The following is a 13,510-nucleotide window of genomic DNA, read 5'->3' on the forward strand; positions in this document are numbered from 1 at the left end:
GGCTAAGTAGTTTAAAAGGTTAAGCCGCTAATTGCTAGGTTATTAAACGCAAAAAAAGGGAGCACATCGCGTGCTCCCTTTAATTTTAACTGGTATACCTAATAAAATAACATGTTAGCCGGTATTACGCATACCTGCTGCAATACCTGTCATTGTGATCATTAATGCATTATCAATGTCACCTTCGTTGCGTTTTTCCTCTGAGCGAGCACGGCGTAAAAGCTCAACTTGTAATAAATTAAGTGGATCGGTGTACGGGTTACGTAAACTAATCGACTCTTTAATCCAAGGCTGTTCGGCTAAGAGGCTTTTTTGCGGGCTAAGTGATTGCACTAAGCTAATGGCTTCTTGAAGCTCTTTACGAAGTGTTACACCCAGTGGTTTGTACATATCTTCCACCAGCGCATTGTCGTAATGCTCACTCAACCAGCAATCGGCTTTACTAAATACCATTTCTAGCATTTCTAAGCGCGATCTAAAGAACGGCCACTGTAAGCTCATTTCGTTTAAGGTTTCTGCGCCATATTTATCAAGCGCAGCTTTTAACCCTGTTAACGCACCTAACCATGCTGGAAGCATTAAACGGTTTTGGCTCCAAGCAAAAATCCATGGAATAGCACGCAGGCTTTCAACGCCACCATTAGGATTACGTTTTGCAGGACGCGAGCCAAGCGGTAGCTTAGACAGTTCAAGCTCAGGTGTTGCCATTCTAAAGTAAGGTACAAAGTTTTCATCATGACGAACTACATTACGGTAATGCTCACATGACTCCTCACTTATTAGCTTCATTACTTCGCGCCACTGCGGTTTTGGCTCTGGTGGCGGTAATAAGTTACTTTGCAGAACTGCGCCTGCGTAAATATTTAAGCTTTGCAGTGCTACATCGGGTAAACCAAATTTAAAGCGAATCATCTCGCCTTGCTCGGTTACACGCAAGCCACCTTTTAATGAGCCAGGTGGTTGTGAATGCAGCGCTTGTGCAGCGGGTGCACCACCACGTCCTACTGTACCACCACGTCCGTGGAATAAAACAAGCTCAATACCGCGTGCATCAGCAAGCTGTACTAGCTTATCCATTGCTTCGTACTGCGCCCAACCTGCTGCCATCATGCCGGCATCTTTAGCTGAATCAGAGTAACCAATCATTACGTTTTGAGTGTTTTTAATGTGCCCGCGATACCAAACATTATCAAGCAGTGTGGTAATTACATCACTGCCTGCGTTTAAATCGTCGAGTGTTTCAAACAACGGTGCTACTGGTAAATCAAAGCTACAGCCGCTTTCTTTTAGCAACAGTTGTACTGCTAAAATGTCTGACGCTGTTCGCGCCATCGAAATAATATACAAACCAAATGTTGCTTCGTCTTGCTTGGCAATTACATCAAAGGTATCAAGTACTTCTTGTACATCTGGGCTTGGTTGCCAATGCTTTGGAATAAGCGGTCTGCGCGAGTTAAGCTCTGCAAGTAAAAATGCTTGTTTGTCTTGCTCTTGCCATTGGTTGTAGTCGCCTAAACCTAAGTAACGCGTCAGTTCTGAAAACACATCGCCGTGGCGAGACGAATCTTGGCGCACATCAAGTTTAGCTAAACGCAAACCAAAGCTATTAATACGGTGCAGTAAATCAAGTAATAAGCCATCCGCAACTACTTTCATATTACATTTTAATAACGAGCGATAGCACACTTCAACCGGGTGTTTAAGCTGATTAATATTAGTAATTAAATCTTGTGAATCGCTGCGCTTATTTTTAATTTTAGCACCTAAGTGCGCCACTGTTTCTGCAACCTGATTTTTGAGCTTTTTGATTACCGCTCTGTATGGTTCAAACTCTTGCCCTGCAAGCTCAACAAGCTCATCACTGGCATCTGACATAGAGAGTTCAGCGCACAACGTTTTTAAGTCTTGAATGTATAAGTTAAGTGCCATCCAACGACCATGATCAAGCACTTCTTTTGTTACCTGCGATGTTACAAATGGATTACCATCACGGTCTCCACCCATCCACGATGTAAACTCAATTGGGCTGTAATCTATTGGTAACTCTAAGCTCAACTGGTCTTTAACATTCGCTGAAAATTCACGTAAAAAGCGCGGAACCGCATGCCAAAGGCTATTTTCTATTACTGCATAGCCCCATTTGGCTTCATCAACTGGCGTTGGGCGAGAGCGACGAATATCGTCGGTATGCCAAGCTTGGCTAATCAGCTGTTCAATACGATTTAAAATATTGTCCCGCTCTTGCACTAAGTTATCTTTTCGCTCTAATGACGCTAAGCAATCACTTAGTTCAACGTGTTTGTTAATAATAGTACGGCGCGTAACCTCGGTTGGGTGAGCGGTCAATACTAAGTTTATGTGGAGTTTTGAGAGTGTTTCGGCCAAATGATTACTGTCTAACTGGCCTTGTTCTGCTTTTGTAGCTAACGTTTTTAATGTTTGAGTGAGAGGGTTTTGTTGACCAAGGCCAACGTCATTAAAACGCGAAACGGTATGAAATTGCTCTGCTACATTAGCAAGGTTTAAAAAATGATTAAATGAACGGGCAACCGGTAAAAGCTCTTCATCACTAAGCGCATGTAAAACATCTATTAGCGCTTGTCTGTCGTCTTCGTTACCACTGCGAGATGATTTTGATAAAGCACGAATTTCTTCCACTTTATCTAAAATCGCTTGACCTTGGGCATCTTTGATTGTTTGTCCTAGTAGTTGCCCTAGTAAATTTACATTACCTCGCAAGGCGGCGTATTGTTCACTCATTTATCAGTCTCCATTTTTTCGTAGGACACTATTAATATCATCATGAAGAGATATTTAATAGATCCATTTGCAATGTCTTGTCGTAAAAAAGTATATATAAAATAATCACAAAGCATTCACATGATCATTTTTTACGATGGTAACTGCCCTCTTTGTAGCACCGAAATGCAGCAACTAAAACACGCTGATAACAAAAACTTTATTACGCTTGAAGATCTTAACGCGAGCGACTTCAGCGAGCGCTACCCGTATATTGATAAAGACAAAGCAATGAACTACCTTCAAGCTCAAAAGCAATCAGGTGAAATGATTTATGGGCTTGATGTAACTTACGAAGCATGGAAAATAGTGGGTAAACACAGCTGGTTGAAAATTTTTCGCTTGCCAATAATTCGCTTCTTCGCTGACTGCGGATACCTATTATTTGCTAAGTATCGGCACCCCATCAGTCGCTTTTTAATGCCAAATACTCAGTGCAGTAACGGCCAATGTGGACTAAAAGCAAAAGGTGATAAATGAAAACTATTGTTTTATTCGGCGCAAGCAGTGCCATAGCAAATGCATATATAGAACATCTACAAATAAACACGCCTACTCATCAGATCGTTTGTATCAGTTCAAAAAGTATTGAATCTGGCTCAAGTGTTGTCCACCTGCATACTGACTACACAAAACAAAGTTTAGCGCGCGTTACTAATTACCTAAAAGAGCAAAATGCCGATATACAACAAGTTATTATATTCAATGGTACACTGCACAACGAAACCCATATGCCTGAAAAAAAGCTGGAGGATTTAGACGCTGAGTATTTTAGCCAACTTCTAAATTCAAACACCCTAACTCCCCTACTTTGCTTGCAGAGTATTTTGCCGCTGTTAACCCACAAAACGCAGTGTACTATTACTGCATTAAGTGCGCGCGTAGGCAGCATAAACGACAATAAATTAGGTGGTTGGTATACTTACCGCGCATCTAAAGCGGCGCTTAACATGCTATTTAAAACCGCTGCTATAGAGCTTTCACGCCGAGCTAAAAATACCAAACTTATTTTGTTTCACCCTGGCACTACCGATACAGCACTTTCAAAGCCCTTTCAAAGAAATGTACCCGAAGGCAAATTATTTACGCCTGAATTTGTAGCCAAGCAACTATTTGAATTAACAAACAATAACCCTGATTTAAAACTAAACGGTGAGCCTGCTTATTTAGATTGGCGAGGCTCTACAATACCGTGGTAAGGACTTCTAATGCATTTTACTAAAGCGCGTATAGACGCACTTGAAAAACATACCCGTACACATTTAATTAATTCTCTTTCGGGTTTTAAAAGCGCTAATTTAATTGGCACGCAAGACTTACTCGGCAATACCAACTTGTCGATTGTAAGCTCGGTTATTCACCTTGGGGCTAACCCACCTTTAGTCGCAATGATTATGCGCCCTCACAGTGTGCCGCGTCATACGTTTGAAAATATTTTACAAACGGGCACTTACACCATTAATCAAGTGAATAAGTCGATTTATAAACAAGCTCATCAAACTTCAGCCCGTTACGATAAAGACGAGTCTGAGTTTGATGCTACAGGCTTAACACCTGAATACTTAAACGACTTTGCAGCCCCTTTTGTAAAAGAAAGCCGCTTAAAGTACTCGGTTAAATTCGTAGAAAATCAACATTTAGCCATCAATGGGACTGAGCTCGTTATTGGCGAAATTATGGATGTTTTTGTTGATAAAGCCGCGCTGCAAAGCGATGGTTTCCTAGATTTACAAGCAATAGAAACAGTCGCAGTAACCGGGCTTGATAGCTACCACACAAGCAATAAACTCACGCGTTTACCTTACGCTAAAAAATAATATGACCATTTAAGAGGCTATAAACTATTAGCCTCTTATCGCATAACATTGAATTTTACCTTGGTATTAATCACACTAGCTAAAAATCCAAGGAGAAAAATATGACTACCATCGGTATTGGTACACAATCAAGCGAGCAAGCGTTGGCAAGCCTAAGTAATATGACGCAAACGCTAACCCCTATTGCAGCTGACGAACATTTAGAGCGCATAGCCAAAGCGCAAGCTTATATGCTTGCAAACAACATAGATGCAATTTATTTAAACGCTGGCACCAACCTAACCTACTTTACAGGTATGAAATGGTACGCGAGCGAGCGCATGGTTGGCGCAATATTACCGGCCCTTGGTGAAGTACAATACATTGCGCCTTATTTCGAAATTGGTTCACTAAACGGGTTTAAAGTAATAGAGGGACCTATTCATGGGTGGCAAGAGCACGAAAATCCTTATGCACTTTTTGTCGAAGTACTAAAAAAGTTAAATATTAATGAAAACGCAACCATTGGCATTGATGAAAGCGCACAGTTTTTTATATTCGACGGCATTAATAAAGCGCAAACGGGTTTAACACTCATAAACGCACAACCTGTAACGGCGCATTGCCGTATGCATAAATCAATTCACGAGCTTAGCTTAATGCAGCGCGCGATGGATATGACCTTAGCCGTACATCAAGCCACAGCAAGCATGCTTTATGAGGGAATAACCACCACCGAAGTAGAAGCCTTTATTAAGCAAGCACATCAAAAAGTAGGCGCGCCAGGTAACTATTTTTGTATTGTTTTATTTGGTGTTGCAACGTCTTTTCCGCACGGTGTTAAAGACGCCCAAGTACTTAAAAAAGGCGATATGGTATTAATTGATACCGGCTGTAAAGTACACGATTACCTATCAGATATAACCCGTACCTATGTATTTGGCGAACCAACAATGCGCCAACGCATGTTTTGGGATCATGAAAAAGCAGCGCAAATGGCGGCGTTTAATGCAGCTAAAATCGGTGCTACGTGCGAAGACGTAGACGCTGGCGCACGTACTTATTTAGCGGCGCAAGGGCTAGGTCCGCAGTACCAAACACCGGGTTGCCCGCATCGAACGGGCCACGGCATTGGGCTAGATATTCACGAATGGCCATATTTAGTTGGCGGTGATAAAACCCCACTTGCCCCAGGCATGTGCTTTAGTAACGAGCCAATGTTAGTTATACCTGATGAATTTGGCGTACGTTTAGAAGATCATTTTTACATGACCGACAACGGCCCTCATTGGTTTACAGAGCCTAGCCATAGCATTGACGACCCATTTGGGCTTAACGCTTAAAACTGAATACCTTCAAGAGCAGCTGTTTAGCTGCTCTTTTTAGTTTGGTATTGATAAAGTGCAGTTCATCCCAATATCCCCTGTTATACCAAAGCAATCCTCAAAAGGATAAATATGAAAAACTTTAAAATTGATATCGTTTCAGACGTAATGTGCCCTTGGTGTGTAGTGGGTTATAAAAACCTAGAAACTGCACTAGAGCAACTTAAAGACGAAATGAGCGCAGATATTACGTGGCATCCTTTTGAACTAAATCCAGATATGCCAATTGAAGGTCAAGACTTAAACGAACATTTAATGCAAAAGTACAACCTAAGTGAAGAACAAGGCGACGAAAATCGTAAAAACATGTTCGAAGCCGGTCAGCGTGCTGGGTTTACCTTTAATTTTGATGGCAAACGCATCATGATCAACAGCTTTGATTTGCATCGTTTATTAATGTGGGCACGTGAAGAAGGTAAGCAAACGCAGCTTAAACTCGCCTTTTTTGAAGCGCACTTCACAGATTTAAAATACTTAAATCAAGAAGAAGCGTTGCTCGACGTTGTTGAAAAAGTGGGTCTTGATAAAGAAACAGCTCGCGGTATCCTACATTCAGACAAATACGTACAAGACGTACGCCAAGAGCAAGACAACTTTAAACAGATGGGTATTACTTCAGTACCTACGTTTATCATAAACGATAAATATGCGCTTACTGGCGGACAACCAAGCGACTCATTCATTCAAGCACTAAAACAAATTAGTGAAGAAGAAGCCAAGCAAGACGCTTAACGAGTAAAATTGTTGTTTAATACTTAAAAAAGGCTGCACATTGCAGCTTTTTTATTACGTATAAGTAAGCGAACAAGAATTATCTTACTATAAACTTATTTAATATTTCATCGTCGACATACAGTGCTGAATGCGTGTGATTATTTGTAAAAGCATAAGTAATCCGCCTTCAATCCTGCCTCTACAATTCTCGTAAATGATCTTCACCGTATAAAAATCAGGATGGGTATCTGTAGTGTTCAACTAATTTCGGCTGATGAGCAGAACGCTCAGGCAACGCTATTTTCGTCTGCGTAAAAATTTAAGTTAAACCCACCGAATATTTAATATTAGACAACTAGCCTGGCAGAGAAGGTAACCACCACTCTTCAAATATATTTAAAAACGGTGGTCGGATAAGCAAAGCGCTATCCGACACAGTAACTTATTTGAGTGTCGACGCACATAAACAGCTAATTTATATAGCAAAATCAAACAGAACACTCCTTAATTGAACAAGCAAAGCTATCCCAATTAAGATGGGTGTCATGTTAATTTAGTCACGTTAATTTATTAACCTCGCCAGTCAGATCTAATATTTATCGGAGCGATACCAGCACTTCAGAGCCACGATAGCCCCTATGGCCTACATAATTCTCTGTGTACGCTTCACCAATATTGTTCGTGTGATGCAGTCCTCACTGCTGAAAAGCATTTGCTAATCCCACACTCCGTCAAAGGCGCAACTCTCGATACAGGTGGTTGGTTAAAATAAGCGACGCAGGAGCAAAAACCAATTGTTATTTGTCCTTTTAAGTGACTTGTTATATTTTTTATACCATAATATATTATATCTAGGTACTTATGAGGTTTTATATTATGGCTAAAAATACAAGCGTAACATTAGGCGATCACTTCGATCAGTTTATAAACCAACAACTTAACACTGGTCGTTATGGCTCTGCAAGTGAAATTGTTAGAGCTGGATTAAGAGCTTTGGAAGACCAAGAAGCTAAGTTATTAAATTTACGTAATATGCTAATCCAAGGTGAACAAAGCGGTGTTGCCGAGTACAGCTATGAGAACCTATTAACTGAATTAGATAAAGATAACCATTAATGGATAAGTTTGTATTATCGTCGAAAGCAAAAACAGACTTAATAAAAATAGCTAAATATACTCAAATAACGTGGGGACTTTCCCAGCGAAATGATTATCTTAAAGTATTAGATAATACGTTTCATTTATTGTCGATTGATCCCGAGCTAGGCATTAACTGTGATTACATTAGAGAAGGCTATAGTAAATATCCGCAAGCTAGCCATGTAATTTATTACAAAGAATATAAGAACAACCAAATATTTATAGTGCGGATATTGCATAAAAGCATGGATGTTAATTCCGCACTCTAAGAAAAATATAACGAGCCTGTAGATTAACTCGTTATGTGTTTTAGGAAATTATGAGCGATATTCAGCCAAAAACAATATTTAGATATAGAGATATATCTGTAAACTCGTTATTAGAAATAACTACGTCTTCATTTTATGCATCTAAGCCTTCGGCATTTAATGACCCTTTTGATTGCGATTTTTACTGGGATGGACAATTAAATGAAGATTTAAAAAATCATTTAGTGAGTATTAATAATACGCAAGGGCAATTAAAGTTTGATAAAGTTGAAATGTCTTCTTTAGAGGAGGGGATAAAAAATGACGTTCAAAATTTGGGAATTGTATGTTTTACAACTGATCCATTAAATCCTTTAATGTGGGCACATTATTCAAATAGTCACCGTGGCATTTGCATTGAGTATAAGGTTGAAGGTGTATTAGAATCTGAAACTTTTAGAAAAGTTAAATACAATAGAGCTGATAAAGTTATAGTAAATTCATTTGAGTTAATTAAAAATGGATACGATATGGGCTCTTTCTTTGATGATATAGTTTATAGCAAGTTAAAAGAATGGAAATATGAAGAAGAATGGCGCTTAATGCTTATCCAACCAACAAAAAGGTTAATTTCACTAGCATCTCCTATTGAATCCGTAACATTTGGCTTAAAGTGTCCTGATGCAGAAGTAATCAAGGTTTTGAACATATTAAAATTAAATTTTCTGTCTGGCATTACAAAAGCGTTCAGGGTTAGGATTACCAATAAAGGAACTATGGAGCGTGAGGAAATAAACTTACCAGTGTCTGAATAAACACATAATCGGGTAGCCGGAGGTCTCTAAAATTAAGATGACACCCATCCTAATTCTTAGTTCGTCAAAGTGTAAAGTTTTGGATAGGTGATGAGATGGACGCTCCCCAATACGGCGTCAATTCGCCAAACTGCTCAAGTATACTAAGTACGATAAAGTACTTTAATTACATGCCAGCCAAATTTAGTTTTAACTAGGTGTGGCTCTAAAATTGCGCCTTTAAATGCAATTTTATCAAACTGTGGGACCATTTGTCCGCGTCCAAATTCACCTAAGTCTCCGCCTTTTTTGCCCGATGGGCATGACGAATACTTTTTAGCTAGGGTTTGAAACTTTGCACCTTTACCTAATTGCTTAATAATATCTTCTGCAATTTCTTTGTGCTTAACCAAAATGTGAAGTGCATGTGCTGTATTTGCCATGAAAAAAGCCTTTTATACCGTTAGCTAAAATTAAACGTGGCGATTTTAACACAACCCTATAAACCTAGCATCTACTTATACTGCAGTGTATTAACCACTAATTTATAAATAATGTTTAGCATCATCAGGGTTGGGAATTCTGCAATACTGATATTTTCCAAATAAGGTATAGCGGTTTAAAGCAACCCTATCGTATAACCAATTATTAAACCTATTTGGCAAAATACTAAATACGTTTGCTAGTTTATATGGGTAACCTAGCTGCTTAACAACGTTAAAAAAAGCATGGCTTTGCGTATGCACTTTGCCATTTTCAACAAGCACCATTGAAGCGTACTCAATTGTTGAAAAACCAAAGTATGTTAACAACCGCTCCCCTTTTGGAGATTGCACGCTGCATAATTTAAAAATGGTATTGGCATCGTTGTTAATAATAAAATTACACCACGCGCTGCACAGCTTACATTGCGCGTCGAATAATATAATTTTTTGATTAAGCATTAATATAGTTGCATCATCGCTCATAACACCTTCCTTAAATTAAGTACTTTACTGCTGCACGGGCTTTTTTTGTAATTTACGCTGTAACGTGCGCCTATGCATATTAAGTTGCCGCGCGGTAACCGACACATTGCCATTATTGCTGTGAAGCACTTGTTGAATATGCTCCCACTCTAAACGCTCTGGCGACATAACCGCATCATCAATAACACTCGATGCCGATGCCACAGGCTCGGTGTTAAGCGCTTTTAATAATGTTGCCATATCAACCGGCTTAGTAAGGTAGTCGTTTGCGCCTAAACGCATTGCCTCTACTGCGGTTGCAATACTTGCAAACCCAGTTAGTAAAACAATATGAGCTTGGGGGAGCAAACTACGCAGCGGCTTTATGAGTGCAAGTCCGTTATCGTCTCCTAGTTTCATGTCTAACAAAACAAAGTCCGGTAATAGTTTGCGTGCAGTGAGTAACGCATCACTTTGATTATGTGCCACCTCGCAGATAAAGCCTTGTTTAGTTAAGCGCCTTGCCAGTGTGCTGGCTAAATTAATGTCGTCTTCAATTATAAGTAACTTCATGAGGCTGTTTTCTCGGTGTTTACAATAGCGAGTTTAACTTTGGCGACAGCGCCGCCATCGGTATGGTTAAACAAGGTAAGTGAGCCATTTAAACGCTCAAAAGTAACGTTTGATAAAAGCACAGCAAGCCCCATTCCTTTATCGCTTGGCATAAGTTGACCACCCAGCTCTGCTAATTGCGATGATGAAAAGCCAGGGCCAAAATCGCGAATTAACAAGTAAACGCATTCACTATGTAAGTTATCTTGCTGCCAACTCAGCTCTAATTGAGTTTGACCTTGTTTTTGATTAGCGAGCGCGGCGTTTTGCAATAAATTCAAAATAGCAGGCAATAACATCGCATCACTTATCAATGTTGCTGCAATAGGTGGCGTAATCCATTTAATGTGCTGATCAGGGTATTGCAGTAAAAGCGTATCTGTAATTTGCGTTTGCAGTTGCTTTACGGTGGTATGCTCTTGCGAATTTTTAAGGCGTAATTGCTCTGAGAGTTTTCTAAAGTCATTAAGTTGCGTACTACACTGAGTAAGCGGCGCTTGCATGTGCTTAACAATAGGGTTGTTTGGTTGGTCTTCTAATAACTCTTCAAACAATAGCTGTAAATTTGCAATTGGGGTCGCTAGTTGATGGGTTATTTGTGCAGCAGCGCCATCTAAGGTAACAAGCTGTTCGTTACGTAATTGTTTTTCACGCACGTTTGCAATAATTCGCTCTCGCTCTTTAAGTGCCCTACTCATTGCGCCAATAACAAGTGCAATTACACTAGCACTTAAAACAAAATTGACCCACATACCAATAAAGTGACCACTCATATTCATTTGATGCATACTGTGATCGGGCATCTTTATCAGTAAAAAACTGTATGCGGCAATGGCGAGTACTGCAATATAAGCTAATCCTTTTTCTCGCAGCGTAACAGCAGCGATCATTATCGGGAGCAATAACAACGATACAAATGCATTGGTTGCACCGCCGCTTAGCGAAAGCAAAACCGTTAAAAATAATACATCTGCAGTTAGCTGCATCAACATACCCAAAGGTTTAGCCTGGCTTACATTACGATAAGCAAACAGGCTAATAAGCTGAAAAACAGCCTCAACGGCAATAACAATCAGTAAAGGCAGTAATGCAATTTGATGTTCAAGTAAAAAATAAACGCTAAGCACCGCGATTAATTGCACCGCAATAGCGCCGCTTCGCAGCATTAATAGTCGACTAATGGTGGGGTCGGTACGCATTAACAAGAGGTAATTGCCCAATCAAATGTTTAATATGGTTATTTTAACGGTTATGTAATTTTTAATCATCATCCATCGAAATTGAAAACGGTGCACAAGGCGTTCCTTGATGAAACACCATTTTCCATTGTTCGTTAGTTTGGCGCCAAAGCGACATACGCAATGAATAATTAAATTCACTGCGAGCAGAGCGCCTATAAGCTGCTTGATAACTAAGTTGCACTACATCATCGCTCAGCATTCGGCCCTTAAAATGCTGATTATAAAACTGTGGCACAACCTCGGTAGGTAAGCGGGTAAGTACTTGGTATTTATTAAATGTAGTGCCGTTGGCAGCAATTTCGATAAATTCATCATCGAGTAAAGCATCTAATGCGCGCTCAGATTGGCGAACGTCTGGGTCTAGTAACTGGCGCTCAGCGTCAATCAAATGATTAAACAACGACACTTTTATTTTGCTGCTCATAACCTTCCCTATTGTTTATAAACTTGCCCGGCTTTCATAACAAATTGCACGTTTTTAAGTACGTCGATATTTTTAAGCGGTGAGCCATTCACACTGATAATATCTGCTTGTTTACCAACACTCAAGTCGCCAATGAGTGCGCTTTGCCCCAGCAGTTTAGCTGCATGTATAGTTGCTGATTTAATAGCTTGGGCTTCGCTCATTCCATTGTTTACCATTAAACTAAATTCGTTAGCATTGAGCCCATGACGCGACACCCCAGAGTCTGTTCCAAAAGCTATATTAACCTTGTTTTTTAGTGCAAGTTTAAACGAAGCCTGCATTTTTGGAGTAACTTCACGCACTTTGTCGGCTATTGCCGGTGGCATATTTGGATTTGTAAGCACCTCTTCACTTACCGTTGCACCCGCTAAAAGCGTCGGTACTAAATAAGCTCCCGTTTTTTTAAATAACTTTATTGCCTCTTTATCTAAATAAGAGCCATGCTCAATAGAATCTACACCGGCTTTTAAGGCCGCTTTTATACCTTGTGTACCGTGTGCATGCGCTGTAACTTTACGCCCCAAGTGATGAGCAGTATCAACAATTGCAATCAGCTCTGCATCTGTAAGTTGTTGGTTAACACCAGCAGCGGTATTACTTAGTACTCCACCCGTGGCAGTAATTTTAATTACATCAGCGCCACTTTTAATTACCTCGCGTACCGCACGGCTACAATCATCCGCGCCATTACATATACCAATCCCGCCTGTAACCGCATCTGTAATATCTTTTCGATAACCGTGCATATCTGCGTGTCCACCGGTAGGCGATATTGTATTACCCGCTGCAAAAATGCGAGGGCCGTTAATATCATTTCGCTCAATAGCACGTTTTAGCGGAAATATAACTTTGTGATCGCTACCTAAATCTCGCACTGATGTAAAACCCGCATCGAGCGTACGTTGTAAATATTTAATTGAGCGCAAAGCATAATCGGCATCATATTCAGTTGCCCAGCGGTGAGGGTTTGCTTTAGCATCTCGCTCAAACGTAACGTGAACATGCATATCAATAAGACCAGGCATTACAAATTGATTTTTAAGATTTATAATATCGGCATCAGGTAGGTTAAGTTCTGCTTTTGTGAGGTAGCCGTTTTTAATGGCTGTTATTGTATTATCTGTTATGACTAACGTTTGCTCTGTTTTTACTTTTTGATCCTCGGATGCAAGTAAACTGCCCGCATAAATAATTTTATGCTGTTGAGCAAAAGCCCCATTTGCTATTAATGCCAGCGTTATTGCAGTGAATGTTGTTATTAGTGTTGTTTTCATACTTGCTCCTTTTTTATACTAGCATTACCTTAAATAACCTGTAATTGCGAATATTTACGACACAAAGCATGCTATAAACTAGTCTTGAAAGCCG

General features: G+C 39.9%; 15 protein-coding genes. 8 read left to right on the forward strand and 7 right to left on the reverse strand.

Going from position 1 to position 13,510, the window contains the following annotated elements:
- Window positions 1-114: 114 nt before the first annotated feature.
- On the reverse strand, window positions 115-2,760 hold the full coding sequence (gene ppc, locus GQR45_RS01870; RefSeq protein ID WP_165724946.1) for a phosphoenolpyruvate carboxylase: 2,646 nt from the start codon (window positions 2,758-2,760) through the stop codon (window positions 115-117).
- A 120-nt stretch (window positions 2,761-2,880) separates the two neighbouring features.
- On the opposite strand from ppc, the gene GQR45_RS01875 reads away from it, so the two are divergent.
- The 8 genes from GQR45_RS01875 (at window position 2,881) to GQR45_RS01910 (ending at window position 8,897) form a co-directional block, all read left to right on the forward strand.
- Window positions 2,881-3,279, forward strand: a complete 399-nt coding sequence (locus GQR45_RS01875) for a DUF393 domain-containing protein (protein WP_165724947.1) — start codon at window positions 2,881-2,883, stop codon at window positions 3,277-3,279.
- Window positions 3,276-3,998, forward strand: coding sequence for an SDR family NAD(P)-dependent oxidoreductase (locus GQR45_RS01880; RefSeq protein WP_165724948.1), 723 nt, complete (start codon window positions 3,276-3,278; stop codon window positions 3,996-3,998). Before GQR45_RS01875 ends, GQR45_RS01880 begins: the two co-directional genes overlap by 4 nt.
- Window positions 3,999-4,007: 9 nt before the next feature.
- Entirely contained in the window at window positions 4,008-4,616 is a 609-nt protein-coding gene (locus GQR45_RS01885; RefSeq protein WP_024605704.1) for a flavin reductase, read from the forward strand.
- 101 nt (window positions 4,617-4,717) lie between these two features.
- Window positions 4,718-5,938 carry a Xaa-Pro peptidase family protein gene (locus tag GQR45_RS01890; RefSeq protein WP_165724949.1) on the forward strand — a complete coding sequence of 407 codons (1,221 nt, stop codon included), beginning with the start codon at window positions 4,718-4,720 and terminating at the stop codon, window positions 5,936-5,938.
- 114 nt (window positions 5,939-6,052) lie between these two features.
- A complete protein-coding gene (locus tag GQR45_RS01895; RefSeq protein ID WP_165724950.1) occupies window positions 6,053-6,712 on the forward strand; it encodes a DsbA family oxidoreductase in 660 nt (219 codons plus the stop codon).
- An 858-nt stretch (window positions 6,713-7,570) separates the two neighbouring features.
- Complete coding sequence (locus tag GQR45_RS01900; RefSeq protein WP_165724951.1) at window positions 7,571-7,810, forward strand: type II toxin-antitoxin system ParD family antitoxin; 240 nt, start codon at window positions 7,571-7,573, stop codon at window positions 7,808-7,810.
- A complete protein-coding gene (locus GQR45_RS01905) occupies window positions 7,810-8,103 on the forward strand; it encodes a type II toxin-antitoxin system RelE/ParE family toxin (protein WP_165724952.1) in 294 nt (97 codons plus the stop codon). Before GQR45_RS01900 ends, GQR45_RS01905 begins: the two co-directional genes overlap by 1 nt.
- A gap of 50 nt (window positions 8,104-8,153) precedes the next feature.
- Window positions 8,154-8,897 (forward strand): DUF2971 domain-containing protein, encoded by a 744-nt coding sequence (locus GQR45_RS01910; RefSeq protein ID WP_165724953.1) that lies wholly within the window; start codon window positions 8,154-8,156, stop codon window positions 8,895-8,897.
- Window positions 8,898-9,040: 143 nt separating this feature from the next.
- Here the strand turns inward: GQR45_RS01910 and GQR45_RS01915 are convergent, their stop codons facing one another.
- From GQR45_RS01915 to GQR45_RS01940, 6 genes are all read right to left on the reverse strand, one after another.
- Entirely contained in the window at window positions 9,041-9,319 is a 279-nt protein-coding gene (locus GQR45_RS01915) for a peptidylprolyl isomerase (protein ID WP_008171402.1), read from the reverse strand.
- A gap of 102 nt (window positions 9,320-9,421) precedes the next feature.
- Window positions 9,422-9,844, reverse strand: a complete 423-nt coding sequence (locus GQR45_RS01920; protein WP_165724954.1) for a DCC1-like thiol-disulfide oxidoreductase family protein — start codon at window positions 9,842-9,844, stop codon at window positions 9,422-9,424.
- Window positions 9,845-9,868: 24 nt separating this feature from the next.
- Window positions 9,869-10,396 carry a response regulator gene (locus GQR45_RS01925; RefSeq protein WP_165724955.1) on the reverse strand — a complete coding sequence of 176 codons (528 nt, stop codon included), beginning with the start codon at window positions 10,394-10,396 and terminating at the stop codon, window positions 9,869-9,871.
- Entirely contained in the window at window positions 10,393-11,634 is a 1,242-nt protein-coding gene (locus tag GQR45_RS01930) for a sensor histidine kinase (RefSeq protein ID WP_206008497.1), read from the reverse strand. Before GQR45_RS01930 ends, GQR45_RS01925 begins: the two co-directional genes overlap by 4 nt.
- 61 nt (window positions 11,635-11,695) lie before the next feature.
- Window positions 11,696-12,100: a DUF4440 domain-containing protein gene (locus GQR45_RS01935; RefSeq protein ID WP_165724957.1), complete on the reverse strand. Its 405-nt coding sequence runs from the start codon at window positions 12,098-12,100 to the stop codon at window positions 11,696-11,698.
- A gap of 8 nt (window positions 12,101-12,108) precedes the next feature.
- Window positions 12,109-13,416, reverse strand: a complete 1,308-nt coding sequence (locus GQR45_RS01940; protein WP_010553986.1) for an amidohydrolase family protein — start codon at window positions 13,414-13,416, stop codon at window positions 12,109-12,111.
- Between the last annotated feature and the right edge of the window lie 94 nt (window positions 13,417-13,510).

This window comes from Pseudoalteromonas sp. SA25 (genome assembly GCF_011378705.1).
In the GTDB taxonomy this organism is placed as follows: Bacteria; Pseudomonadota; Gammaproteobacteria; order Enterobacterales; family Alteromonadaceae; genus Pseudoalteromonas; species Pseudoalteromonas arctica.

What these genes read in the sequence shown, in the direction of transcription:
- GQR45_RS01930 (WP_206008497.1), bottom strand. Translation starts at nt 11,634, where the DNA reads ATGCGTACCGACCCCACCATTAGTCGACTATTAATGCTGCGAAGCGGC.
- GQR45_RS01905 (WP_165724952.1), top strand. Translation starts at nt 7,810, where the DNA reads ATGGATAAGTTTGTATTATCGTCGAAAGCAAAAACAGACTTAATAAAA.
- GQR45_RS01920 (WP_165724954.1), bottom strand. Translation starts at nt 9,844, where the DNA reads ATGAGCGATGATGCAACTATATTAATGCTTAATCAAAAAATTATATTA.
- GQR45_RS01880 (WP_165724948.1), top strand. Translation starts at nt 3,276, where the DNA reads ATGAAAACTATTGTTTTATTCGGCGCAAGCAGTGCCATAGCAAATGCA.
- GQR45_RS01885 (WP_024605704.1), top strand. Translation starts at nt 4,008, where the DNA reads ATGCATTTTACTAAAGCGCGTATAGACGCACTTGAAAAACATACCCGT.
- ppc (WP_165724946.1), bottom strand. Translation starts at nt 2,760, where the DNA reads ATGAGTGAACAATACGCCGCCTTGCGAGGTAATGTAAATTTACTAGGG.
- GQR45_RS01910 (WP_165724953.1), top strand. Translation starts at nt 8,154, where the DNA reads ATGAGCGATATTCAGCCAAAAACAATATTTAGATATAGAGATATATCT.
- GQR45_RS01890 (WP_165724949.1), top strand. Translation starts at nt 4,718, where the DNA reads ATGACTACCATCGGTATTGGTACACAATCAAGCGAGCAAGCGTTGGCA.
- GQR45_RS01915 (WP_008171402.1), bottom strand. Translation starts at nt 9,319, where the DNA reads ATGGCAAATACAGCACATGCACTTCACATTTTGGTTAAGCACAAAGAA.
- GQR45_RS01875 (WP_165724947.1), top strand. Translation starts at nt 2,881, where the DNA reads ATGATCATTTTTTACGATGGTAACTGCCCTCTTTGTAGCACCGAAATG.
- GQR45_RS01935 (WP_165724957.1), bottom strand. Translation starts at nt 12,100, where the DNA reads ATGAGCAGCAAAATAAAAGTGTCGTTGTTTAATCATTTGATTGACGCT.
- GQR45_RS01895 (WP_165724950.1), top strand. Translation starts at nt 6,053, where the DNA reads ATGAAAAACTTTAAAATTGATATCGTTTCAGACGTAATGTGCCCTTGG.
- GQR45_RS01900 (WP_165724951.1), top strand. Translation starts at nt 7,571, where the DNA reads ATGGCTAAAAATACAAGCGTAACATTAGGCGATCACTTCGATCAGTTT.
- GQR45_RS01925 (WP_165724955.1), bottom strand. Translation starts at nt 10,396, where the DNA reads ATGAAGTTACTTATAATTGAAGACGACATTAATTTAGCCAGCACACTG.
- GQR45_RS01940 (WP_010553986.1), bottom strand. Translation starts at nt 13,416, where the DNA reads ATGAAAACAACACTAATAACAACATTCACTGCAATAACGCTGGCATTA.